Origin of the sequence: Succinispira mobilis DSM 6222 (assembly GCF_000384135.1) — a bacterium.
GTDB lineage: Bacteria > Bacillota > Negativicutes > Acidaminococcales > Succinispiraceae > Succinispira > Succinispira mobilis.
Genome location: NZ_KB913028.1, coordinates 1,442,078 through 1,465,343 on the forward strand (window position 1 = coordinate 1,442,078; position 23,266 = coordinate 1,465,343).

General features: G+C 35.0%; 25 protein-coding genes and 2 riboswitches. Of the genes, 6 read left to right on the top strand and 19 right to left on the bottom strand.

Going from position 1 to position 23,266, the window contains the following annotated elements:
- Positions 1 to 295 precede the first annotated feature (295 nt).
- Genes SUCMO_RS0106820 through SUCMO_RS0106830 form a run of 3 tightly spaced genes read right to left on the bottom strand, consistent with a single transcriptional unit; the run spans position 296 to position 3,787 of the window.
- A complete protein-coding gene (locus tag SUCMO_RS0106820; RefSeq protein WP_019879875.1) occupies positions 296 to 2,293 on the bottom strand; it encodes a TRAP transporter permease in 1,998 nt (665 codons plus the stop codon).
- 1 nt (position 2,294) lies between these two features.
- A complete protein-coding gene (locus SUCMO_RS0106825; RefSeq protein WP_019879876.1) occupies positions 2,295 to 2,774 on the bottom strand; it encodes a DUF1850 domain-containing protein in 480 nt (159 codons plus the stop codon).
- Between the two features lie 14 nt (positions 2,775 to 2,788).
- Positions 2,789 to 3,787 carry a TAXI family TRAP transporter solute-binding subunit gene (locus tag SUCMO_RS0106830; RefSeq protein WP_019879877.1) on the bottom strand — a complete coding sequence of 333 codons (999 nt, stop codon included), beginning with the start codon at positions 3,785 to 3,787 and terminating at the stop codon, positions 2,789 to 2,791.
- Between the two features lie 410 nt (positions 3,788 to 4,197).
- Positions 4,198 to 4,276, top strand: a riboswitch (ZMP/ZTP riboswitch).
- 65 nt (positions 4,277 to 4,341) lie between these two features.
- Here SUCMO_RS0106830 and pflB point away from each other — a divergent pair.
- Both pflB and pflA read left to right on the top strand, forming a co-directional pair.
- Positions 4,342 to 6,570 (top strand): formate C-acetyltransferase, encoded by a 2,229-nt coding sequence (gene pflB / locus SUCMO_RS0106835; protein WP_019879878.1) that lies wholly within the window; start codon positions 4,342 to 4,344, stop codon positions 6,568 to 6,570.
- The gene (pflA, locus tag SUCMO_RS0106840) at positions 6,567 to 7,271 is read left to right on the top strand and encodes a pyruvate formate-lyase-activating protein (protein ID WP_019879879.1); all 705 of its coding nucleotides are present in this window, start codon (positions 6,567 to 6,569) and stop codon (positions 7,269 to 7,271) included. The genes pflB and pflA overlap by 4 nt, the downstream gene beginning before the upstream one ends.
- Before the next feature lie 104 nt (positions 7,272 to 7,375).
- Here pflA and SUCMO_RS0106845 read toward each other — a convergent pair whose 3' ends face one another.
- The 9 genes from SUCMO_RS0106845 to trpB all read right to left on the bottom strand — a co-directional run bounded on the left by SUCMO_RS0106845 (position 7,376) and on the right by trpB (position 15,482).
- On the bottom strand, positions 7,376 to 8,128 hold the full coding sequence (locus SUCMO_RS0106845) for an exodeoxyribonuclease III (protein WP_019879880.1): 753 nt from the start codon (positions 8,126 to 8,128) through the stop codon (positions 7,376 to 7,378).
- Positions 8,125 to 8,484 carry an arsenate reductase family protein gene (locus SUCMO_RS0106850; protein WP_019879881.1) on the bottom strand — a complete coding sequence of 120 codons (360 nt, stop codon included), beginning with the start codon at positions 8,482 to 8,484 and terminating at the stop codon, positions 8,125 to 8,127. The genes SUCMO_RS0106845 and SUCMO_RS0106850 overlap by 4 nt, the downstream gene beginning before the upstream one ends.
- A gap of 131 nt (positions 8,485 to 8,615) precedes the next feature.
- Complete coding sequence (locus SUCMO_RS0106855) at positions 8,616 to 9,530, bottom strand: DMT family transporter (RefSeq protein WP_019879882.1); 915 nt, start codon at positions 9,528 to 9,530, stop codon at positions 8,616 to 8,618.
- A 23-nt stretch (positions 9,531 to 9,553) separates the two neighbouring features.
- Positions 9,554 to 10,378, bottom strand: a complete 825-nt coding sequence (locus tag SUCMO_RS0106860) for an AraC family transcriptional regulator (protein ID WP_019879884.1) — start codon at positions 10,376 to 10,378, stop codon at positions 9,554 to 9,556.
- Positions 10,379 to 10,546: 168 nt separating this feature from the next.
- Positions 10,547 to 11,440 carry a radical SAM protein gene (locus SUCMO_RS0106865; protein WP_019879885.1) on the bottom strand — a complete coding sequence of 298 codons (894 nt, stop codon included), beginning with the start codon at positions 11,438 to 11,440 and terminating at the stop codon, positions 10,547 to 10,549.
- A 117-nt stretch (positions 11,441 to 11,557) separates the two neighbouring features.
- Complete coding sequence (locus SUCMO_RS0106870; RefSeq protein WP_019879886.1) at positions 11,558 to 12,112, bottom strand: hypothetical protein; 555 nt, start codon at positions 12,110 to 12,112, stop codon at positions 11,558 to 11,560.
- Between the two features lie 14 nt (positions 12,113 to 12,126).
- Complete coding sequence (locus SUCMO_RS11010; RefSeq protein ID WP_019879887.1) at positions 12,127 to 13,533, bottom strand: hypothetical protein; 1,407 nt, start codon at positions 13,531 to 13,533, stop codon at positions 12,127 to 12,129.
- Positions 13,534 to 13,607: 74 nt separating this feature from the next.
- Positions 13,608 to 14,075: a nucleoside deaminase gene (locus SUCMO_RS11630; protein ID WP_019879888.1), complete on the bottom strand. Its 468-nt coding sequence runs from the start codon at positions 14,073 to 14,075 to the stop codon at positions 13,608 to 13,610.
- Positions 14,076 to 14,267: 192 nt separating this feature from the next.
- Positions 14,268 to 15,482, bottom strand: coding sequence for a tryptophan synthase subunit beta (gene trpB, locus SUCMO_RS0106885; protein WP_019879889.1), 1,215 nt, complete (start codon positions 15,480 to 15,482; stop codon positions 14,268 to 14,270).
- Between the two features lie 213 nt (positions 15,483 to 15,695).
- A riboswitch (cobalamin riboswitch) is annotated at positions 15,696 to 15,839 on the top strand.
- Positions 15,840 to 15,998: 159 nt separating this feature from the next.
- Between trpB and SUCMO_RS0106890 the strand changes: the two genes are divergently transcribed.
- The gene (locus SUCMO_RS0106890) at positions 15,999 to 16,538 is read left to right on the top strand and encodes a GNAT family N-acetyltransferase (protein ID WP_019879890.1); all 540 of its coding nucleotides are present in this window, start codon (positions 15,999 to 16,001) and stop codon (positions 16,536 to 16,538) included.
- Positions 16,535 to 17,497, top strand: a complete 963-nt coding sequence (locus SUCMO_RS0106895; RefSeq protein WP_019879891.1) for a hypothetical protein — start codon at positions 16,535 to 16,537, stop codon at positions 17,495 to 17,497. Before SUCMO_RS0106890 ends, SUCMO_RS0106895 begins: the two co-directional genes overlap by 4 nt.
- 114 nt (positions 17,498 to 17,611) lie before the next feature.
- On the opposite strand, the gene SUCMO_RS0106900 is transcribed toward SUCMO_RS0106895, so the two are convergent.
- A complete protein-coding gene (locus tag SUCMO_RS0106900; protein ID WP_019879892.1) occupies positions 17,612 to 18,532 on the bottom strand; it encodes a hypothetical protein in 921 nt (306 codons plus the stop codon).
- A gap of 148 nt (positions 18,533 to 18,680) precedes the next feature.
- On the opposite strand from SUCMO_RS0106900, the gene dinB reads away from it, so the two are divergent.
- A complete protein-coding gene (gene dinB / locus SUCMO_RS10525) occupies positions 18,681 to 19,931 on the top strand; it encodes a DNA polymerase IV (RefSeq protein WP_019879893.1) in 1,251 nt (416 codons plus the stop codon).
- 77 nt (positions 19,932 to 20,008) lie between these two features.
- Positions 20,009 to 20,461, top strand: a complete 453-nt coding sequence (locus SUCMO_RS0106910) for a DMT family transporter (RefSeq protein WP_019879894.1) — start codon at positions 20,009 to 20,011, stop codon at positions 20,459 to 20,461.
- A gap of 26 nt (positions 20,462 to 20,487) precedes the next feature.
- Here SUCMO_RS0106910 and SUCMO_RS0106915 read toward each other — a convergent pair whose 3' ends face one another.
- The 6 genes from SUCMO_RS0106915 to SUCMO_RS0106940 form a co-directional block, all read right to left on the bottom strand.
- Entirely contained in the window at positions 20,488 to 20,877 is a 390-nt protein-coding gene (locus tag SUCMO_RS0106915) for a DUF134 domain-containing protein (protein ID WP_019879895.1), read from the bottom strand.
- Between the two features lie 74 nt (positions 20,878 to 20,951).
- Positions 20,952 to 21,146 carry a DUF5320 domain-containing protein gene (locus SUCMO_RS0106920; protein WP_019879896.1) on the bottom strand — a complete coding sequence of 65 codons (195 nt, stop codon included), beginning with the start codon at positions 21,144 to 21,146 and terminating at the stop codon, positions 20,952 to 20,954.
- A gap of 145 nt (positions 21,147 to 21,291) precedes the next feature.
- Positions 21,292 to 21,537: a phage tail protein gene (locus SUCMO_RS0106925; RefSeq protein WP_019879898.1), complete on the bottom strand. Its 246-nt coding sequence runs from the start codon at positions 21,535 to 21,537 to the stop codon at positions 21,292 to 21,294.
- Between the two features lie 77 nt (positions 21,538 to 21,614).
- Positions 21,615 to 21,947 (bottom strand): cupin domain-containing protein, encoded by a 333-nt coding sequence (locus tag SUCMO_RS0106930; protein WP_019879899.1) that lies wholly within the window; start codon positions 21,945 to 21,947, stop codon positions 21,615 to 21,617.
- Positions 21,948 to 22,130: 183 nt separating this feature from the next.
- The gene (locus tag SUCMO_RS10530; RefSeq protein ID WP_019879901.1) at positions 22,131 to 22,742 is read right to left on the bottom strand and encodes a dienelactone hydrolase family protein; all 612 of its coding nucleotides are present in this window, start codon (positions 22,740 to 22,742) and stop codon (positions 22,131 to 22,133) included.
- 12 nt (positions 22,743 to 22,754) lie between these two features.
- A complete protein-coding gene (locus SUCMO_RS0106940) occupies positions 22,755 to 23,087 on the bottom strand; it encodes a hypothetical protein (RefSeq protein ID WP_019879903.1) in 333 nt (110 codons plus the stop codon).
- Positions 23,088 to 23,266 lie beyond the last annotated feature (179 nt).

Genomic DNA, 23,266 nt, shown 5'->3' on the forward strand with positions numbered 1-23,266 from the left:
AATAACTATCCTTTAATAATTTTTTACCCCCAAAACTATTTTGCCAAATTTTAAAATAAAAATCATAATTTGTCAATTAAGACATGTTCACTGATAAATTTAAAGCATAAACAAAAGCTGGCCCAAGATATTTTCTATCTTAAACCAGCTTTTTTCCCAACTATTTATAACTATAAAATCCAATGAAAAACTATCCAATTTTATTTAGTTATAAACATTTTCTATTTTTTATAAACTTTACAATAAAAATAACTTTAATTACTAACTATCTTTTTTAAATTATACGTTCATTAAACTAAACAACTAGCTTACTTTTTTTAGCTGATTTCTTTTGTATAACAATCAAAATTATCATAACTGCTAAACCAATTAAATCAGTTATTAAACCACTTTTAATTAAGCAAAGAGCACCTGCTGCCGCAAATAGCCGCATTAATATTCCTAAGCGAGCATACAAATACCCTTCTGTAGCTACTGCAATTAAAAATACGCCTAAGCAGGCAGAAAGAGCTACCCACAGTCCCTCGGTGAACGTTGTATTAATCAACATTAATTGTGGTGAATACACAAACATAAATGGCACAATAAAGCCAGCAATAGACAGTTTCACCGAAGCATAACCTGTCTTCATAGGATCACCACCAGAAAGGCCTGCGGCCGCAAAAGATGCTAAAGCAACGGGCGGAGTTATATTAGCAAACATTGCGTAATAAAATGAAAACATATGCGCTGCAGCTGGTTCTATTCCTAATTTAGCCAAAGCCGGTGCAGCAATTGTTGCCGTAATAATATACGCGGGAATTGATGGTAAACCCATACCTAAAATCATACAAGTTATCATTGTAAACAACAACGTAAATAATAAACTCGTATCACCTAAAGCAATAATTGTATTAGCCATTGTTAAGCCAAACCCTGTTTTAGAGGAAACACCGATAATTATGCCTACGCAAGCACAGGCAATAGCTACAGAAACCGTAGCCTTTGCTCCTTCTGCTAAAGAATCAACGAGATCTTTCAAGCTCATTCTTGTTGAAGCTTTAAACTGAGCTACAATTACAGTTACAATTATTGTTAAAAATGCAGAATTTATAACTGTTCTGCCTGAAAAAAACAGCATGTACATCAAAAATGCGATAGGCAATAGCAAGTGCCCTTTATCGCGCATTACAGCACCTGGTTTCGGTAATTGATCTTTTGGCAACCCATGTAAACCATCTTTTGATGCCCTTAGCTGTACTTGAATCATAATACCCAAATAATATAGTAATGCTGGCACTGCTGCCCAAACAATAATATTAGAATATTTAACCCCTAGCATCTCTGCCATTATAAATGCAGCCGCACCCATAATTGGTGGCAGCAATTGCCCGCCAACTGATGCCGATGATTCAACTGCCCCAGCAAATTCAGCTGAATAACCCGTTTTTTTCATCAGCGGAATTGTAAAAGCACCTGTGGTAACTACGTTGGCAATAGCGGAACCATTGATTGAGCCTAAAAATCCTGAAGCAATAACTGAAACTTTAGCTGGTCCACCTTTAGTGTGCCCGGCTAAAGCCAAAGCGATGTCATTGAAAAATTGTCCCATACCAGACTTGCCCATAACGGCCCCAAATAAAATAAATAAGAAAATATAGCTTGCGGCTACACTAACAGATGTACCATATATCCCTTCTGTATTGGCAAAGAAATGATTAGATAATACTAGCCAATCATAACCCCGATGTGCAAACATTCCTGGCAAATCGCGCCCCCACAATCCATAAGCAATAAATATTAAACTTAAAATAGATAAGGCCCAACCAGTAACACGCCGCGAAGCCTCTAATACCAAAAATACTAGGAGACTTGCAACAAGCATATCTGTATCACTAGGTCGACCAGCACGGTCAACAACCCCTAGATAATCTATCCAGACATATAATGGCACTATTGCTGATAAAATCACCAAACCCCAATCTACCCAAGAAACTTTTTTAAAGTTTGATTTGCTAGAAAATGGATACATCATAAACGCCATAACCAACATCATCGCTACGTGTAAAGAACGATGTTTCAAGGTTACCGGAGGACCAAAAGCTGCTGTATACAAGTGATAGCAGGAAACAAAAATTGCTAGCCAATAAAAGAACTTTTTCATCATCGCCCCAGAGAATACTCTAGTCACCGATTCTTTATCTAGTTTTTTAATAATTTCTTCAGATTTTTCTAGTAGTTCACTATCACCTTCAAGATGGATGGTTTGTGTTTTTTCTTCAGTTTTTGTTTGTTTTAATTCTTTTTCATCCATTTTAGAACCTCCTTTCAATTACCAACCTAAGCCGAGTATGTTCTGGCAACATACTGCCCCGCGAAATAAGCTTGCCGTTAAGCCTTATATCTCTAGTTGCAAAATGTGAGTTTATCCAACTAAACTCAGGAAATACCTGCTCTATTTCTTCCATATAGATCAGACCATTCTCAATCCTACAACTTTTCCCTTTATTTTCAGGAATTCCTGCTCCAAAAGCCGGAAAACTTATGGTTTCTAAAACCAAGCTGTTGTCTTTACTGATATGATAGTATTCATTCCAGGGTATTTTTTCCAAAGAATGCACCCAGCCAAAAAAAAGCTTATCTCCTGCTTTAACAGGAACTTCTAAATATATCCGCCCTGTTTTGTAATCATAAATTCGTAAAACAGTAGCACAATTCCAATAATAGCCTGTGATAACAGCCAAACAAGCTATTATCACAAGGCTAATTTTCTTTAAATTATTTTTCTTAAACATTACTATTCCGCAGCTTACTTAATTCCTTTTTCTGCATAAAATTTAGCTGCGCCTGGGTGCAATTGTACAGAAGTTCCTTTTATACCTCTAAGTGCCGTTTCTAATCTAATTTCTTTTTTGGCAGTTGCATGAGAAGCCCCAATTGTCGCCAAACCTTTTTCCGAATAAATGCTTGTCAACAAATCATAAACTACATCATCAGGAAGATTTTTAGATACAAGCATAATATTCATTACTGCCGCTGTTGTTGTCTCTTTTTTGGTATCGTATACTTCTTTTGGTATTTTCCATTCTACATAAAAAGGATATTTTTTTATTAATTTAGCTAAAGCTTCGCCCTCAACAGGAATAAATACGATTTCTTTAGTAGTCCCTAATTCTTTAATTGTTGCATTGCCCAAACCAGAGGTAACAAAAGCTACGTCACATTGTCCGTTTTTCATTTGATCAATAGCTTCACCATAAGATAAGTAATCTACTTTCGCATCAGAATATTTCATCCCATGAGCTTCAAAAATCATCCGTGCATTTAACTCAACCCCAGAATTTGGTGCGCCTACACCAACTCGTTTTCCTTTAATATCTGCAAAAGTTTTAATTCCAGAATCTGCGGTAGTAACTATTTGGCAGACATTTGGCCAAAGTCCCATCATTGCGCGTAAATCTGCTGCTGGTTTTTTGCCTTGGTATGCCCCAAAAGCATCTACAGCTTGAATAACGGAGTCAGCCATTGCAATTGCCATTTCTCCTTGACCAGTTAAAATTGCATTAATATTCTCACCAGTAGCACCTGTAGCCGTAGCCGATGTTTTATAGCCCATCTCACCCGCTACCTTAGAAAAAGCACCACCAATTGGAAAATAAATACCACTAGTTGGACCTGTAAGTACTGTTACGAATTGTTTACTGCGATCAACTTTACCTGCACCAGCATTCTCTTTTTTGGAGCTGCCACAGGCTGCAAGTGTTACCGCCAAAACCATAGCCAGCATAATCGTTAGAAGTTTTTTCATAAAAATTCCTCCTTTTTTTCTTACGGCCTGAAATATTATTACGATACCAAATATAGACCGTATGTTATTTTTAATCATATCACAAAGCAATTATACGTTTCAAGTTTTTTCAAAGTATATAATTTTTTCAAGTAATAAAAACATTGTTTCGCTAATACTTCCATGAAACTGTAAACAAATCTTTGCTTTTTTCTCTAATATCTATAAATTAAGCAGTATATACTATATTAATATTTAGACAGCCTATATCAATTGCGAATCTTCTTATCATTTGAAAAATTACTCTTTGTTTTTTTATTTCATTTAAATCGCATTTTTATAAATATCCCCCTTCTTTGTTTTTTATTTGTATTGTGTTGACAAACTATTTAATTTTGTTTACAATAAAGCTCAATAAAACTTATTTAAATATTGCAATGCATTACTGGCGGATTAAAGTGGGATACCACGTGGAGTGCATTGTTTGAGCCGGCCGCCTGGGCAAGTATTATTTACTATGCTCAGGCGGTTTTTTCTATTGCAGCATTGAGCAACAAAATTAGGAGGTACTTTTAATGAACGCATGGCAAGGATTTAAACAAGATATTTGGTGCACAGAAATAAATGTGCAAAATTTTATTCAAAACAACTATAAACCTTATTTGGGTAATGAATCTTTTCTCGCGCCTATTAGCGAAAAAACAGCCTTAGTTTGGCAAGAAGCAATGCTTGCCTTAGCCGAAGAAACTGCACACGCTGGTGTACGTGATATTGATACTACAACTGTTTCAAACATCACTTCTCATCAACCAGGTTACATCAAAAAAGAAGCCGAGCTTATCGTCGGCTTACAAACTGATGCGCCTTTAAAACGCAGTGTTATTGTACATACAGGCGTACGCATGGCTGAACAAGCTTGTGAAGCTTATGGCTATAAATTAGATCCAAAAATTAGCAATATCTATCATAATCACCGTTTAACGCATAATAGTGCCGTTTTCGAAGCCTATACAGATGAAATGCGTCTAGCTCGTAGTGTAGGTATTATTACTGGCTTACCTGATGCTTATGGTCGCGGTCGAATTATTGGTGATTACCGTCGTGTAGCACTCTACGGTATAGATCGCTTAATCGAAGCTAAGCAACAAGACGTCCAAAAACTATCTTCGCTAGATATGAACGAACAAACAATTTTAGAACGTAGCGAGTTGGCACATCAAATAACAGCTTTAAAAGAACTCGCCCAAATGGCCGCAAGTTATGGCTACGATATCACTAAACCTGCAACTAATGCTCAAGAGGCTGTACAATGGTTATACTTTGCTTATTTAGCTAGTATTAAAGAACAAAATGGAGCTGCTATGTCATTAGGCCGTACCTCGACTTTCTTAGATATTTATCTCGAACGCGATTTAGAAAATGGTTTAATCACAGAGGCACAAGCGCAAGAACTTATCGATCAATTAGTAATTAAATTACGTTTAGCCCGCCATTTACGCACTCCCGAATACAATGAACTATTTGCTGGTGATCCGCTTTGGGTAACAGAAGCCATCGGTGGTATGGGATTAGATGGAAGAACTCTAGTCACTAAAAATTCTTATCGTATATTGCATACTTTATACAATTTAGGTCCTTCCCCTGAACCAAATTTAACAATTTTATGGTCCCAAGAGCTCCCCAGTGCTTTTAAAAATTATTGCGCCCAAGTATCTATCGACACCAGTGCCATCCAATTTGAAAATGATGATCTTATGCGTGAGATTTATGGTGATGACTATGGCATCGCTTGTTGCGTATCTGCTATGAAAATTGGTCAACAAATGCAATTTTTTGGCGCTCGTGCTAATTTGGCTAAGGCACTTTTATTAGCAATAAACTCTGGGTGCGACGAAAAAACTGGTCAACAACTAGTACCGGGCATTGACACTCTTGACAATTCCCCGCTTGATTATGCTAAAGTTCGAGCTAATTACTCGCAAGTTATTGCTTGGTTAGCTAAACTTTATGTAAATACGATGAATGTAATTCACTATATGCATGACCACCATGCTTACGAAGCTAGTCAAATGGCTCTGCACGATACCAAAGTTGAACGCTTAATGGCTTTTGGAATTGCCGGTCTTTCTGTAGCTGTAGATTCGCTTAGCGCCATTCGCTACGCACAAGTTAAAGCAATCCGTAATGCCCAAGGCATTGCAATCGACTTTGAAGTAACTGGCGAATTCCCTAAATTTGGCAATAACGATATGCGCGTAGATAGTTTAGCTACTGAACTTACCGCTGAATTTAATCGTGAACTTAAAAAACATTATGCTTATCGCCAAGCCAAACATACTCTTTCTGTGTTAACGATTACTTCTAATGTAATGTATGGTCAAAAAACTGGCGCGACTCCTGATGGCCGTAAAGCCGGCGAAGCTTTTGCCCCTGGAGCAAACCCTATGCATGGCCGTGATCAAAGTGGTGCCCTAGCAGCAATGAAATCTATTTGTGCCATTGATTATAAAGACTGCTTAGATGGCATATCTTATACCTTCTCGGTTTTACCAAATAGCCTCGGCAAAACTAAACAGCAACAAATAGCCAATCTTACTGGCCTATTAGATGCTTATGCACAACTAAAAGGACACCATATCAACGTTAATGTATTCGACCGTGCTATTTTAGAAGATGCTATGAAAAATCCTGCTAAATACCCGCAACTAACTATTCGTGTTTCTGGCTATGCTGTACATTTTATTAAACTTAGTGCGCGCCAACAGCAAGAAGTTATTAGCCGCACTATTTATTCGCAACTATGAGCAAAGCTTATTTTCACTCCTTAGAAAATTTTGGGACAGTTGACGGCCCTGGAATTCGTTTAGTAGTTTTTTTAGCAGGTTGCTCTCTAGGCTGTAGCTTTTGTCATAATCCTGATACTTGGGCGCGTGGTAATAAGCAAATAAGCGTAGATGAAATTTTAGCTAAATATGAAGAATATCGCCCTTTCTATGAAAATTCTGGCGGGGGCATAACTATCAGTGGTGGTGAACCTTTACAACAACCAGAGTTCTTAATTGAACTTTTTAAAGCTTGCCGTACAGCTAATATTCATACGGTTTTAGACACTTCTGGTGATTGTCCTCGAGCTAAGTTAGAACAAGTTTTGCCCTATGTTGATCAAGTTTTGTTTTGTGTTAAAGTAGTCGATCCCGTAAAACATCGGCACTTAACTAGTAAAACTAATAAACATATTTTAGAAAATCTCTCCTTAGTTAGTGCGCGTGTCCCTTTAGTTTTGCGTTATGTTGTTATTCCTAGTATTAACGATACTGAAGCTGATTTACAAGCATTAAAAGATTTAATCCATAGCTTGCCCCACAAACCAACCATCGACTTGTTAGCCTATCACACTCTCGCCTTAAAAAAATGGCAAGAGTTAAATCTTACTTATCCTTTACAGGGTATTCCTGAAGCTAGCAAAGTTGATGTAGAACGCGTGGCAACTTATCTGGCAAATTAAAAAACCGACCCCCATTTGTTAAATTTTTGATGTGTATCCATAAATTTGGCTACCTATCATTACCTTAACTTTTGGGGGTCGATTAAATTCAAGGAACTTTTTAACTATATCTTAATTTCTAATTCTACCGGACAATGATCGCTGCCCAATACCTGCATATGGATTTTAGCATCTATAATCTGTTTTGCTAAAGAATTTGCAACTACAAAATAATCAATCCGCCACCCAGCATTTTTCTCACGCGCTTTGAAGCGATAAGACCACCACGAATATACCCCTGTAGTTTCAGGATATAAATAACGATAACTATCTGTAAAGCCAGCTGTCAATAACTGAGAAAACTTTTCTCGTTCTTCTAACGTAAACCCAGCACTTTTCGTATTAGTCTTAGGATTTTTTAAATCAATTTCTTGATGCGCTACATTTAAGTCGCCACAATATATTACTGGTTTTCGCTTGTTCAAATCGCTTAAATAATTTCTCATAGTATCTTCAAATTGTAACCGATATTCCAAACGCGCTAATTCAGTTTGTGAATTAGGAACATAACAATTAACCAAATAAAATTCTGGATATTCTAAAGTTAGAACTCGCCCTTCATCGTTATATTGATCATTAATGCCTAAAGTTACTTGCAAGGGTTGCTGTTTGCTAAACACCGCTGTACCTGAGTAACCTTTTTTAATAGCACTATTGTAATAAGCAAAATAGCCTTCTGGATTAAAATTCGCTTGCCCTTCTTGCATTTTTGTTTCTTGTAAACAAAAAATATCGGCATCGACCTGCGTAAAAAATTCGGCAAATCCTTTTTGCAAACAAGCACGAAAACCATTTACATTCCACGATATTAACTTCATAAATTCTTCAACCCCTGCCACTGAACTTCTTTAAAGCCTACCAAAACTGTTTTTTCAGCAATTAGTAAAGGACGCTTTACCAACATCCCATCACTAGCTAATAACTCTAGCTGCTCTTGTTCACTTAGCGTGGCTAATTTATCTTTAAGTTGTAGTTCTTTATACTTTAGTCCACTAGTGTTAAAAAAACTTTTCAAGGGTAAGCCACTGAGTTTATACCACTGACGAAGCTCAATTACAGTTGGATTACAAGTTTTTATATCTCGCTCTTGAAAATCAATTGCATTCACCTGCAACCAATCTTTTGCTTTTTTACAAGTTGTGCATTTGGGATAACAAATAAATAATTGGGACATATTGCACCTCACACATTTATATTTTTAGCTATATTATAAACGTGTAATAATTATTTGTAAAATTTTATTATCCAGCCTAGCTTATTTTACTTGCTTATTAATGTGTAAACAGTCTTAAAATAATAATATTATTACCGTTTACGAACTAGATTAGCTAGCAACTTTAAGCCATTTTGGCTATCAGAAATAAATACTCCCGACACTGTCAATACTGAGCCCACAATTGCCAATAATGTTATCTGCTCCTTTAAAACTATTACTGAGGTAACTACGGTAATTACTGGAACTAAATAAATATAAATACTGGTTTTAACCACACCTAATAGTTTGACTGAAAAATTCCAAGTTACAAAACACATTGCTGAAGCACCTAACCCGAGAAAAATTATATTAAACAAATTTACAGGATTAGCAAATCTTTCCAAGCCCACCCGAAAATCTAAAAAAAATAATGCGGGTAACATAAATACTAGTCCATAAGCGAAAATTCGCCGCGTCATCTGAATTGTGTTATAGCCATACGCACTGATTTTTTTAGTAAATATCGAATATGCCGCCCAAACTATTGTAGCTAATACTGCTAAAAAATCGCCCAACGGATTAAGTTGAAAACTAGTACTACTATTAAAAGTAATTAAACTAATTCCAAACAATGCCGCTCCAAAGCCTAATAAAAAATTAGCCCGCAACTTTTCGCCACCTAAAAAACAATAGGAAAATAATGCTGTAAAAAAAGGCGCTATGCAACTAATTACGCCTACATTCGAAGCCATTGAATAAGTCAAGGCAATATTCTCTAATAAAAAATATAAAGTTACACCGCATAACCCTGCGCCAGCAAAGTATAACTCTTGCTTATTGTCCGTAACTTTCAACCGTTGTGGATATATTAGCATTAAAGCTAGCAAGCCCATGCTAAAACGAAAAAACAAAATTTCCAAAGGTGTAAAATCTACCAATAACACCTTAGTCGAAATAAAAGTTGTCCCCCAAATTAAAATTGTTATAAACACCGATAAATGACCTGCTAATTGATTTTCCTGCATAATTTCTCCCTTATTATAAATTTTTAACTTTTGCCAAGATTAATAAAAATATTTTGATATTGTTTAGGCGTCAAGCCAATGAAATTTTTGAAAAATCTTGTAAAATGACTCTGATCTGTAAACCCGGCACTAATTGCTGCCTCAGCTGGTTCTACACCTGTCTCTAAAAGTTTTTTAGCATGGTTTACTCTTAAAGTTTCTAAATATTGATAAGGTGTTACTCCACATTGCTGTGTAAACTTACGCAGTAATGTATACTTGTTTAAACCAGCAACCTCGCTAAGCACATCTAAACTAATCCGTTCCATAAATTTAGTTGCCAGAAAGTCACCTACTTTTTGGATATCACTACTTATTTCAGCACATTGCCAAGGCTCTGAATTAGTATATTCTCGCAAAAATTGTTCCATCAAAAAATAAAGAGCTTCTATTTTAGCCATTTCTTCTCGTTTTTCCATCAACATATCGTGGAAATCTCTCAGAAGCTGAAGATATTCACTTTTAAAAGCTACCGAGCTAGCAAACTCTGGTAAATAGCTTTTCCCCGTAATCTCTAGCACTACCTTACGCATTACTTCAGGACTTATGTTAATTGAGCGATAATCTAATGGTTCTACGTCTAGCTGACAGCAAGTATGATTTTCCAAAGGATTAAACAAGAGCAAATCGCCAGCACCAACATTATACTTTTTATTTTTACAAGATAATTGTCTTGTGCCACTTTCAATAAACCCAATTACGTAATCTTCATGAAAATGATTCGGAAATTTATGCATTAACCCTTTAAACCAATAAGCTTCAATTCCCAAATCTTCATCAAAACAGACAATTCTTTCACTCAAACTCACTATCTCACCCCTTTGCCTTTAGTCTAACATTTCCCAATTATTCTTTCTTGAATGATATTGACATATTCAGTGTTTTGTCTCGATATTTTTAGATACCTTTCTAATAATTTATGCAGAAATTTTCTCTAGCTATCCTATTTACATTCTAGTATTTACACTTCTTAGGATTTATTCCACACCGGCTCCGTCAAATTTAGGAATAAATTCTTGCCCCGCAGCATTTTTAGTTTGAATAAAACAATTGCTAAACCCTAATTTTTCCGCATATTTAACAACTTTATTATATTCTAAACTAGTTAAGTTTCTATTTAATTTCGGATAGTTCGCAACTTTATATAAAGGTGTGAACTGATTCATCAAACTCAAATATACATCATTAGCAAAAGTTTGCCACAACCATTGTACAATAGCCAAACTCTCTTGCGAATGACTCGGTAGTACTAGATGTCGCACAATGACCCCACGAATCAATCGTTCTCCTTGAAAAACAGGCTTACCTACTTGCTTAAACATCTGCTGAATTGCTGCTTGCGCAACTTGGGGATAATCTATTGCTTGAGCATAGCATTTTCCTGTTATGGACGAAAAATATTTAAAATCCGGCAAAAATATATCTACTATATCCGCTAAAGCCTCTATCGTGGCTACAGTTTCATAGGCATTAGAGTTATATACAATTGGCAAATTAAACCCTTGTGCTTTAGCTCGTACTACCGCGTCTATAATTTGTGGTACATAGTGTGTGGGTGTTACTAAATCTAACGTACTAGCGCCACGCTTTTGTAGCTCCAAAAATATTTCGGCCAAGCGTTCTACCGAAATTACTTTACCTACGCCTTGCTGACTAATTTCATAATTCTGGCAAAATACACAATGAAGATTGCAGTGTGAAAAGAACACTGTTCCTGCACCATTTTCCCCCACTAAACACGGTTCTTCCCATTGATGCAAACTTGCTAAAGCCACTTTAACCTTGGCGCCTGCACCACAAAACCCTAATTCGCCGCTTTCTCTATTTACCGAACATGCTCTTGGGCAAAGTTGACAATTTGTTAAATCCATTTTCTAACTTCCTTTTAAATAATTTAGCTATAATTCTAGCCTAAATAACTAGTTTTGTTAATAGAAAAAGCAACTCTTCCTATTTATAATAGTGACGAGTTGCTTTTATAAAAATCTTTACCTTTTTAGAACACTAATTTCGATTTTACTTGTTTCTTGGTTTTCACCAAAATAACCCGTTACTCCATCGCGCTTCAAGTATATTTCCACTAACTTGTCTTGCTGATCAATAAATTGCCAGTAAATTGTTTCTATTTTTATAGGCGGATTGCTTTTTTGAAAAAATATATCCTTATTAAGTGGTTTACCATATTTTTCTTTAAAATATTTTTCCATATTTTGATAAATATTTGCCGTTTCCGGACCTTGTTTCAACAGTTTTATTGTTAGTTTGCTTATTCCCTTCTTCGTAATAAAAACCGTAAGGTTACATTCGTATTCTAAAAACTTACCATTTTCAAATTCTATCTTTTTCCCATTATCAACTTCTAAACTAGTACTCTTTTTAAAATCAGCACTCTCCAACTGCTTAACAATTTTTTGTTCTTCTACTTGCCAATTTAAATCCCAAAATTCATTCCCAAGATTTTTAGTTTGTCCAACTTGCACCCCAAAACAGAAAAATGCAAACGTAAAAATTACAGTTAACGAGAAAAGCTTTTTAATTAACATTGATTTCGCCTCCCTTATTGTAATTGTTCACTACCTATTTCTGCACCTCCCCACTCTACAAGAGTAAAACCTTGCCGCAATATTGTCGGTAACTCCTGCTCCGGTAATTTTGTTATATTATCTGCAAGAGCAATTCCTCTGAATTCCATAAATAGTCTTAAAACCGTATCTGCCTTAGGGATGGTTTCTAACAAAGAGCTTCCATCAATATCATCATTAATTCGAAAATGAATAAAACATTGTTCATAATTATTTAAAGCAGGCAACCAATATACAATAAAATCGTTTATTTCTTGTTGATTTAACCCGATTTGCAATAATTTTTCTTGTAAAAAGTCTATATAATCTGCTCTTTTAATGTAAAACCCGTCCTTGTATTTATAATGCTGTTCAGAAAAAGAATACTTCCCGTCCCAAAATAAGTAGCGATAACTTCTTTGATCTTCTAAATTTAAAAGTATGCCATTAGGTTGAGCTATAACTTGCCAAGAGTACTTGTACTTGGGATAAGTATTTAAAATTTTACCTTTAAACGTATGCTTAATAATAATTTGTTCTGATTTTTCCGGATATAAATAAATGGCTGGTTTCTTAACCATCATTTCCGGCTCTAGAATAATTTCCAAGTTTTCATCTGGCAAATTCGCCAAACTTATTACCTTACTTCGATGTTCAGCTACAAATTCAATGTATTTGTAGGTAGCCAAGTCTTCGGCTGACAACTGTATGGAAAATTTTGATTTATTAGCAGATAATACTAATTTAGCGCCATCTGCATTCATTTCTTTTAATAGATACACTTTATAATTATTAACCGGCACTAAGTTTTCTTTGAAATTAACAAAATTTTTCGGTGTAAATACTTCTCCGCTTATCTGCCTATTTTCTAAGCTACTAGAAACATCACTAATATAAATATATGCACTATTCATCCCCCAATAATTTCGTGGATAAATATTATAAAAGCCAACCTGATAGTGAGAATTTTCTTGTACAAAACTCAAATCCAAATTTTCCATTCCTGCAATATGATACCATGGTCCGTGTTTTGACATTTCTTTCAAGTATAAAATCGAATCTATTCCTATTGGCGCTTCAAATTTCGTAGTCACCAATTCCTTCTTCGGCAAAATATATTCTTCTACATTCATATCTAAATATCTTTGCCGTTCCATCTGCAACTCTGCTATTCTTTGTTGAAAGTTCAACACTTGTTTCTCGTTACCTTGTTTTTCGCTTGTAGAAAGCCAATTTTTATATCGAGCTAATTCCAAATCTATGGCCACAATAGTTGCTTTTATGCACTCTTGTTTTAAATATTTCTGTTCTAAAGTATTGTTTTCTTGAGCAAAAACACTATTAATAAATATATTACTTAAAAATATAAGTAACCCTATGCAGATAAGTTTATACCTGTTCATAAATTACACCACCCCTATATTTTTTATAATAAGTATTTACTAAAATTTTTCTATCATTAAACAAGTTTAACAGCTTAATAAATAATCCTATCTTGTTTTTCTTGCCATTTTTGAAAACTCATTAAACACTGTTCCCGATCTAACGGTAATAGTCTTAAGTTTTCTTGGTATTTATCTGGAAACTTTATATATTCATATATTGCATTATCATCAAAACCGATATTAGCAGCATCATAACGCGTACAACCATAATAGACCTTAGTTATGCGAGCCCAATATATTGCCGCTAAACACATCGGGCAAGGTTCACATGATGTATATAGCTCACAATCAGATAAATCAAACTTATTTAATATTGCTGCCGCCTTACGAATAGCATTTACTTCTGCATGTGCCGTTGGATCATTAGTCTTTAAAACCTCATTGTGAGCGCTAGCAACAATCTTGCCTTCTCTTACAATCACAGCTCCAAATGGGCCACCAGCATCTTGCATGAATCCACGAATCGCTTCTTGATTGGCAAAATCCATAAATTTATTCATAAATTTATTCCCCTCCTTTATACATATTAATTTCTAACCGTAATATTTTCAAATAATCTAAATATATTTTAACATTTCCTTTCTCTTTAGTATAGTTTTGTTTCACTATTATATATAAAAAAGACACCGCATAAAACAGCTTGTACTACCTATTTCGAGTAGTATCTATTTTATACGGTATCTATATATTAATTATTTGTATTCTTCACCATAACCATAGTGCTCAACAACATAATCTACATCTTTATCTCCTCGACCACTTAAGCTAACCAAAATAGAACCTTGTTTCATTTCTTGAGCTTTTTTCATAGCATAAGCTACTGCGTGCGAACTCTCTAGTGCTGGTATTATCCCTTCATAACGTGATAGTTTAAAAAAAGCATCAATAGCTTCTTCATCGCTACTTGTTTCATAGTGTACACGACCAAGGTCATGCAAAAAAGCATGTTCTGGACCGACAGAAGGGTAGTCTAAACCACTGGCAATTGAATATACTGGTGCTGGTTCGCCTTGCTCATCTTTGAGCATAATACTTTCAAAACCATGCATTATTCCTCGTTCCCCGTATGACATTGTCGCCGCATGTTCCCCCAGAGTTTTCCCGCGTCCTAATGGTTCTACACCTACAATTTCTACTGGTTCATCAAGAAAAGGAATAAACATACCCGCAGCATTACTACCACCACCTACACAAGCACAAACTAAATCTGGTAAAAGTCCCGTCATTTCCTTAAACTGGTCTTTTGCTTCATAGCCAATAACGGCCTGGAAATCTCTAACCATTAATGGGAATGGATGTGGTCCTAAGGCTGAACCTATACAGTATATCGATTCTTTATAATTTTGAGCGTAAGATTCAAATGCCGAATCTACTGCCTCTTTAAGTGTTTTTAAACCATGACTTACTGGAACTACCTTTGCACCTAAAATTTTCATTCTAGTTACATTGGGAGCCTGTTTAGCAATATCAACTTCACCCATATGAATTTCACATTCCAACCCAAAAAATGCTGCTGCTGTCGCTAATGCTACCCCATGCTGTCCCGCACCAGTTTCAGCAATTAAACGTTTTTTCCCCATAAATTTGGCCAATAAACCTTCACCCATGCAATGATTTAGTTTGTGCGCCCCTGTATGATTTAAATCTTCTCTTTTCAAATAAATTTGGCAATTACCAAGTTTTCTAGATAAACGCTCACAATGGTATACCGGCGTAGGGCGCCCTTGAAATTCTTTGCGAATACGCCGTAATTCATTTATAAATTGAGAAGAATGGCAAATTGTTTGATACGCATCAGCTATTTCTCTAAAAGCTGGTTCTAATTCTTGCGGTAAATAAGCCCCACCATATACTCCAAAACGTCCATTTTTATCAGGATAATCTTTTAAATATCTTCTAAAATCCATTTGCAACCTCCAAAAAACTTTTTTCTCTATATGAGTATAACAACAATAATTTTAATTTACAAGTAGCGCTAATTATTACTAATTAATCTTTCCACATTACGAATATTGTTCTTTTTCATTCTATATTTGTTCTTATTTCTCAACTTAAACTCCTAGAAATCAGCAATTTCATTGACAATACATGATAATTTTGATAAAATAAAAAAATATTTTATATAATAAAGTTTAACAGGTGCCTCTTGGCCTAAAAGAAAAGTTCGGTGTATTCCGACGCGGTCCCGCCACTGTAAAAGATTGTTTATTACATACTCTCACAGACAATCTCAAGCCAGTAACTGCCTGTTTAAACAATCACCGCTATTACCTACGAAAGATGGGGATGGAGATTGCGAAATATGATTATTAAGTTTTTAGCCTTAATAAATTGTGCTTTTCGACTAAATTCAGGACACTCTTTCTAATGAAGGGTGCCCTTTTTTTGTTTTAACTATATTAAATGTAAAAAAAGGAGTTCGTATGTTAATAAAAGATACACCAATAATTATTCGCACAGCCAAAATTTCCGAAATAGAAACGGTTAAAAATTTTCTCCTACAACAATGTAAACTGCTTTATAATGGTGAGATAAGTCCTAATCAATACCAAGATTTAGAACAATCTCAGGCAAAATATTTTCTCCCGGAACGCCACACTTTAATAGGAGCTTTTTTAACAACCGGTCAGCTAGTCGGAACGATTGCTGTCTCAGTTTATAATGATCGAATATCCTGTATCAAGGGTAGATATGCACCTCATACTGCTGCTGAAATTGGACGTTGTTATATCAGCCCCGAACTTAGGCGTTCGGGAATTGGCTCTCAACTATTTAATTCCGCACTAGATTTCGCTTTATCCGCTAATTACAAATTTCTCTATTTGCACACACATAAGTTTTTACCGGGCGGCTTTAATTTTTGGTTAAAAAACGGTTTTAAAATAACTGTAGATGAAGAAGATATCCATCAAACAGTGCATATGGAGCTTGATTTAGCAGCTTTTATTGGTGACAAAATATGAATAGCGATTTTATCTTTCTAGCCTGTACAAAAACTTTTATAATTTGGAAAGCAGCTTTACCTGCCATGTTGTTTGGTTGTTGGTGTGGTGTAGTTTTACGGCGTGGTAAAATTTTTATTTTTTTTAGCAAATTAACTAGACCTTTAACATGGTTGGGAAAAATTCCTAAAGAACTAGGTCCTTTTTTTATCCTTTGTCTTTTAAATCGCTATGCTGCAAATGCGCTTTTGGCTGATTGTGCTAAAACTAATAAGCTTAGCACCAACACTATTACAGCAGTATATCTTATGGGTTCACTGCCTACCGGAATATATTTTACAGCTTTTTATTTTACGCCAATATTAATAAATTCTTTAGGGATTGAACTCGGTAGCATTTTCATTGTTATCCATATACTCTTAAGTCTAATCGTTACTTGTACTGGTATTTTTTGGCAACGTCTAATCAATCAAAATTGGAATAACTTCAGTTTTCAAAGCAATGTATCACCCCAAAACAACATCTCCAAAGCTGATACATTTTTTCAAGATCTCAATAGCGCTTGGCTACAATTTCGCTCTATTGCAGTAATTTTCATGCCTGTTACTTTCTTCTTTGCTCTGCTACTATCAACAACTTGGTTAGAACAGTTAGCCCCAACTTTAGATCAAATCTTACAAAGTTTTTCCCTATCTACTGCTGGTGTTATGGTTATTATTGCTGGCTTACCTACTTTAATTGCTGCTATTGGTTTAGCTGGTAGCTTATTTGCACAAGGACTTCTTTCTGCACCTGAAGTAATCTTCACACTTCTCTTAGCTGCTTTTGGGCATAACGTATATGATTCATGTTCTAGAGTCTGGCCAAGTAATGTTGCCATTTTCGGACTAAAACTAGGTACATCACTTACTTTAGTCGGAGCGAATTTATATTTGGGCACTGTCGCAATAGCTATTTTTATCACTTATAATTTCCTTTAAATATTTTTCAATTATTTTTCACAAAATGATAATAGCTCTGAAAGTTAGTAATAATACTAAAACTTCAGAGCTATTTTTATTGTTAAATATTATTTTTCTAATTTAGACTTTAGTTTATATTTTCTCTGTTTGTGCCTTCGACTTTTGAATTTTAGACGGAATTTCTTTAGCTACTTGCTTTACTTCTGCGGGGATTTTAATTTTTTCTTGTTTATCTAACATAATTACTTCAGATTTCATCGTTAATTTAGAAGCTGCTAAAAATTTAGCTAAGTCTTGTTTATCTTTATCCTTCATTTTTTTATCATATTTGGCAATAACATTATTAACAATATTTCTAGTAAAATCAGTAAAGTCAATTTCCGAATTAATAACTTTATTCTTCCGATCAATTTTTTCCTTATAAGTAATATCTCCAGCTTTACTCATAATTTCGTGATATGCTGTCAAAAATTCTGTTTTTGCTTCTGGAGTTTTAAAAGAAGTTTTATCTGCTAAGATAGCTTTCTCCACTAAATCATATAACCTAGTTGTGTTCACAACTACTGCTAATTCAACTTGTTCAGTATTATAATTTAATAATTCTACTGATTTTATGAATTCTAAACGTTCAACCTTTTGTTTTTCTGCTAACTTTTTATCATTTATAATGAGATTAGGAATTATTTGTTTAGTCCACTGCTTATCCAGTTGAGTATATACATGTAGATCTGTTCCATTTTGTTCTAAGTATTGTTGTATTGTAAACTCTTTTTTAGCTTTACCTAACATTAAAAATTCAATTTGATAATCTAATTTGCTAACTTTAGATTTACTATCTACACCTAAAACATCAATCTTAGCATTAAAGTTGGCAATTGGAGTAATTAGTTCTAAATCCACTTTAACTTTCGAACCACGTGCTTCGAACTCTTGATATATCGGCGCCAAATATCTTTCAACATCTGTCATTGTCAATTGACCTGCCGCTGAAACCTGATTGCTACTAACAAAAGCAAGTAGCATCCACATAACAATTATAATTTTTCTTATCATCAGTTTATCGCCTCCGTAAATATCTAACATGTTACTTAGAATAGCATTTTTTTTTAAGCAAATCAAGTTTATACATTATTTGCTATTTTGCGAACAATAAGCTATAATTTAACCAAACATTAGTTCGTTTGGTGGTGACAATTAGTTCATGCCTGATATTTTACATATTGACTTAAACAATTTTTATGCTTCAGTAGCTTGTCTCGAACGCCCCCAACTAAAACATCTTCCCCTAGCAGTTTGTGGTAGCCAACAAGAGCGTCATGGCATTGTTTTAGCTAAAAACGAACCAGCTAAAGCTCTCGGCGTTAAAACTGGCGAAGCTATTTGGCAAGCCAAAACTAAAGCCCCACACTTAATAATCGTTGAACCAGATTTTTCGCAATACTACTTTTTCTCGCAAAAAGCGCGTCTAATTTACAGCGAGTACACTGATCAAGTTGAACCTTTTGGCATTGACGAAGCTTGGCTAGATGTTACAGGTTCCAAGAATCTTTTCGGTCAACCTTTAGAAATCGCAGAAATAATTCGCCAAAGAGTAAAACAAGAACTAGGACTTACTGTTTCCATTGGTGTTTCTTTTAATAAAGTTTTTGCCAAATTAGCTTCTGATCTCAAAAAACCTGATGCTATCAGCCAAGTAACTCTAGAAAATTTCCAAAATGTAGTTTGGCCTTTACCCATAGAAAATCTACTTTATGTTGGTAAAGCAACAGCTAGTAAATTAAGACTATTTGGCATAGATACTATTGGTAAATTAGCCAAACTTGACAAAAACTTTCTCCGAACTAAATTAGGTAAATGGGGTCCTATGCTCTGGCTTTATGCCAATGGACTAGATCAAACCGTAGTTAGCAAAATTTCTGACGAAAAATCAATAAAATCGTTGGGGAACAGTACAACTTGTGCCCGTGACCTTCATACTGCAGCCGAAGTTAAATTAGTTTTTGCTACCTTAGCCGAAAGTATTGCTTTAAGATTACGGGAAAATAAATTAAAAGCGCAAGCCTTGCAAATAAGTATTCGAGACAATCACTTAGACTATATGCACAAACAGATTACTTTTGCTACAGCAACTGACCACAGTGAACAACTTTTATCTTTGGCCATGCAACTTTTTAACGAAACTTATCTGTGGAATAAGCCCGTTAGAAGCCTTGGCCTGCGCTGTATTAATTTAATAAACTTGACTCAAACCGGTGAACAACTTTCTCTATTCGCCGAAACCCAACAAACAACTGACCAGCAAGCACGTATAGTTGCAATAAGTGATCAAATACGTGCTAAGTTTGGCTATAATTCTCTTACTAAGGCTAGCACATTACTCGACCAACAGCTTACGCACTACCAAGAAGACGATATTCATTATCGCCAGCACAATAGTTTTCACAGTAGGTGATTTTTAGCTTTTTGTCCTTTACGAATCCTAAACCGCCAATTATAATTAGTCTAAAACAATATTAAGGAGGATAATTAATGTCTCTAGTCTATTACTTTCTATCTTTTATAGCTGGTTTAGCACTTACATTGCAAGTTAGCATCAATACTCAGTTGCGACTAGCAGTAAATAGTCCTCTATTCTCATCTTTAATTTCTTTTGCAATTGGCACTATCGCCTTGGCCATTATATTCTTTTTTTCATTATCTAGCGGTAACTATTCGCTTACTCAAACTAACTTTAGTAGCCTAAGTCTCTGGCTTTTCAGTGGCGGACTTTTAGGCGCTTTTTATGTATTCATTACTATATTGGCTTCCCCCAAAATTGGCTTTGCTAATATGTTCAGCTTAGTACTTTGTGGGCAAGTTCTCTTAGCCGTATTATTAGACCATTATGGAATTCTAGGCAATACACTACACGCCTTCACCCCACTACGCGCTTTAGGCGTTTTATTTTTAATAGCTGGTGTTTATCTTATTCATCGTTTTTAAAAAATAACTGACGGAACAATGTTCCGTCAGTTATTTTTACACTCCAAATTAAAATTTTTCTGTAGATTTTTCCCACAAGCATTACGTCGACACCGCCCACAAGCTAAGCGTCGTTCTTGTTCATTGTAGAATTCATAGTCGCCTCCAGCAATCATCAAAACATGACCATTAACTAATGAAGTAGCTAATTTTTCCCGCGCATCAGTGTACAATTTTTGCACAGTACCACGCGATACCTGCATTCTTTCTGAACACTCTTCTTGTGTAAACCGCTCTAGGTCAATCAAGCGAATAGTTTCGTATTCTTCTACTGACATTACAATAGTTTCTTGCGTTTCACCTTGATTCCTAAGGGGACCATATAATTCACTGGCTGGTAGACAACAAACTTTTTTCCATTTTCTTGGTCTAGGCATTGATGTTTTCTCCTAAAAATAATTTTTATTTACATCTATTTTACCATAACCCCGCAAGCAGACAAACTTTCCCGCTAAATACCTTGTTGACCTTTGCGTCTACCCTGTTGACAGCCTTTGCCACCACGTCTACAGCCTTTACCACTGCCAAAACCATTTATACCCTTCTCACTAGTGTTAGCTGTCATTTCTGCTGTATTACAAACACCTAATCCTCTACCTGTTTTACTGCCTTCACCCATTGGTCCTGTTCCATCTCTTCTTGGCATTTCAATCGCTCCTTTTAAAATCTTTAGTTATATTCGGCATATGCCAATTACAATTTCATTATAACTTTATATTTTGCATATGTCAATAACTTTCAATAAAAAACTACCTACTTATGTTTTTGTAGGTAGTCTGTTTAGTTTAATTTTACTGGCGTTGTGGGAAAAGACCTCTTACGGCAATATGATAATGCATTGCTGTGTGTGGAGCCTTATTTCTTAAGTCTGGCAAAGCAAATGTAGCTTGACCATCCCCTCCATAAGTTGTTCCGATAAGTGCAAACAACGCCTGATTTTCAGTTATTCTCAAAAGTTGACCTTCACAAGGCATCCAACCTTCAATTTTCCAAGAAAATGCAAATAACTGGATTTGTCCTAAAATTGGTTCATCCACGATTAATCACCTTCCTTATTTTCTTGGCTATATCATATCAGTTTTATTAGAAAAAATAAAGAAAAATAAACTTCTGCCTAGGAATGTTGAGGAATAATTGCAAATAAAATCAAGTCTTCTGTGCCCGTATTTATCACACTATGGCTATGACCTTGCGGACAATAATGGCATTTACCCACACTTAATACTTCCTCTGATGCATCATAAATAGCCTTCCCAGTTCCTTGTAAAACATACACAATTTCACTTTCTTGCTCATGCTTATGCATTCCAATTGAAGCACCTGGGGCTAAAGTTACTTTCATAATTTTATTTACTGCATCATTATAAATTTTAGCATTAAATTCTTTTTCACCACCACGAAAATTAGCAATTGTAGTTGTTGTTATTTTTTCAAAATCAATAAACACTTAAACGCCTCACTTTTTAATTTTTATAAATTTATTGAACTAATACCTTTTAAACTAGCAGTTATCTCAAACTCTCCTAACCTTTAATAAATACCCTTAACATCAGAATTTGCTCTGATTATGATAATCGCTTGAATTTCACCTAACTACTTATAGATTACTAAAATTATAATATCGTTGAACTTATATCATAGTTTCTAGTTCTGCTAAAAACAACTCTACACTTTTTTGTGCTTCTAAATTAGATGTAAAAGAAAATTTTTTACCATAAGAATCCATAAACCCATGTCGTCCTGTAATTTTTTTGCTTTCTAGATTTGCCTTGCCACTTAATAATTCAATTACTTTATCAACTTCGAACAAATCTTCACTAGCAAACAGCACTAATGCTGGACAAACTGGTTGTAAGTGCAGATAATCTCGAATTCTCGACCCATAAAAACACACTACCGCTGCACAGTTGCTGTTCTCACAACACAACCAAGCTAAAGTTGCCCCAACACTAAACCCTATAACAATTACTTGCTCGTATTCTTCTTTTAAATCATTTATTAACCGCTCTACTTGTTTAACAATTTTAAAACCAACTTGCTGGTTAAAATAAGTATAAGCTTCAGTTTCCTGCTCATAAGCAAAAGTTATCTCTCGCTTTAACAAATTAGGCGCAAACACTGCATACCCTTTCTGTTGATAGCTTATACACAATTCTTCAATAAAATCATTTAGACCATAAATTTCATGTAAAATAACTACTGCCTGTTTTAGCTGTTCTTGTTGACTAACAAATGTCCACAAAACTTTTACCTCTCATTCTAGTTCTTTACCACAATGTGGGCAAATCTTCAAATTATTGCGCTCATAATCATTTATTTTTTGGTAAAAATCTTTCAAATAATTGTAGTCTCTAGCAAATAAATCCTCAATTATTTCTGGTTTAATTTCCTCACAAGTCCCAATATTCTTAATTACTTTTGCTAGCAAAAACACATACACCGCTGCAGCATTACCTTTTTCATTTGCTTTTTTTACAGCTGTTAATTCGTCAGCAGCTGAAGCTAAGCGCATTATCCCTTTTTGATGAATAATACCTTGCCTATCAATATAACCTCCTGGTAAAGAAAACTCAAATTCCGTTTGCATCTCTACCACCTCCTAAAATTAACTCCATGTATTTACCTTTAGCTTACAAACACCATGCGCACTAAATGCCGCTCGCTGTTATGATTGCTCCGCACCAGAAAGAATTTGCAACACTTTAAATATTCATTTAAAAAGCATGAAAAATACTGTTTCAGAAGTCATTATAATAGCTGAATCAC

Excerpts from the sequence above, each read along its gene's own strand:
- SUCMO_RS0106820 (WP_019879875.1), bottom strand. The coding sequence starts at position 2,293 with ATGGATGAAAAAGAATTAAAACAAACAAAAACTGAAGAAAAAACACAA.
- SUCMO_RS0106825 (WP_019879876.1), bottom strand. The coding sequence starts at position 2,774 with ATGTTTAAGAAAAATAATTTAAAGAAAATTAGCCTTGTGATAATAGCT.
- SUCMO_RS0106830 (WP_019879877.1), bottom strand. The coding sequence starts at position 3,787 with ATGAAAAAACTTCTAACGATTATGCTGGCTATGGTTTTGGCGGTAACA.
- pflB (WP_019879878.1), top strand. The coding sequence starts at position 4,342 with ATGAACGCATGGCAAGGATTTAAACAAGATATTTGGTGCACAGAAATA.
- pflA (WP_019879879.1), top strand. The coding sequence starts at position 6,567 with ATGAGCAAAGCTTATTTTCACTCCTTAGAAAATTTTGGGACAGTTGAC.
- SUCMO_RS0106845 (WP_019879880.1), bottom strand. The coding sequence starts at position 8,128 with ATGAAGTTAATATCGTGGAATGTAAATGGTTTTCGTGCTTGTTTGCAA.
- SUCMO_RS0106850 (WP_019879881.1), bottom strand. The coding sequence starts at position 8,484 with ATGTCCCAATTATTTATTTGTTATCCCAAATGCACAACTTGTAAAAAA.
- SUCMO_RS0106855 (WP_019879882.1), bottom strand. The coding sequence starts at position 9,530 with ATGCAGGAAAATCAATTAGCAGGTCATTTATCGGTGTTTATAACAATT.
- SUCMO_RS0106865 (WP_019879885.1), bottom strand. The coding sequence starts at position 11,440 with ATGGATTTAACAAATTGTCAACTTTGCCCAAGAGCATGTTCGGTAAAT.
- SUCMO_RS0106870 (WP_019879886.1), bottom strand. The coding sequence starts at position 12,112 with ATGTTAATTAAAAAGCTTTTCTCGTTAACTGTAATTTTTACGTTTGCA.
- SUCMO_RS11010 (WP_019879887.1), bottom strand. The coding sequence starts at position 13,533 with ATGAACAGGTATAAACTTATCTGCATAGGGTTACTTATATTTTTAAGT.
- SUCMO_RS11630 (WP_019879888.1), bottom strand. The coding sequence starts at position 14,075 with ATGAATAAATTTATGGATTTTGCCAATCAAGAAGCGATTCGTGGATTC.
- trpB (WP_019879889.1), bottom strand. The coding sequence starts at position 15,482 with ATGGATTTTAGAAGATATTTAAAAGATTATCCTGATAAAAATGGACGT.
- SUCMO_RS0106890 (WP_019879890.1), top strand. The coding sequence starts at position 15,999 with ATGTTAATAAAAGATACACCAATAATTATTCGCACAGCCAAAATTTCC.
- SUCMO_RS0106895 (WP_019879891.1), top strand. The coding sequence starts at position 16,535 with ATGAATAGCGATTTTATCTTTCTAGCCTGTACAAAAACTTTTATAATT.
- SUCMO_RS0106900 (WP_019879892.1), bottom strand. The coding sequence starts at position 18,532 with ATGATAAGAAAAATTATAATTGTTATGTGGATGCTACTTGCTTTTGTT.
- dinB (WP_019879893.1), top strand. The coding sequence starts at position 18,681 with ATGCCTGATATTTTACATATTGACTTAAACAATTTTTATGCTTCAGTA.
- SUCMO_RS0106910 (WP_019879894.1), top strand. The coding sequence starts at position 20,009 with ATGTCTCTAGTCTATTACTTTCTATCTTTTATAGCTGGTTTAGCACTT.
- SUCMO_RS0106915 (WP_019879895.1), bottom strand. The coding sequence starts at position 20,877 with ATGCCTAGACCAAGAAAATGGAAAAAAGTTTGTTGTCTACCAGCCAGT.
- SUCMO_RS0106920 (WP_019879896.1), bottom strand. The coding sequence starts at position 21,146 with ATGCCAAGAAGAGATGGAACAGGACCAATGGGTGAAGGCAGTAAAACA.
- SUCMO_RS0106940 (WP_019879903.1), bottom strand. The coding sequence starts at position 23,087 with ATGCAAACGGAATTTGAGTTTTCTTTACCAGGAGGTTATATTGATAGG.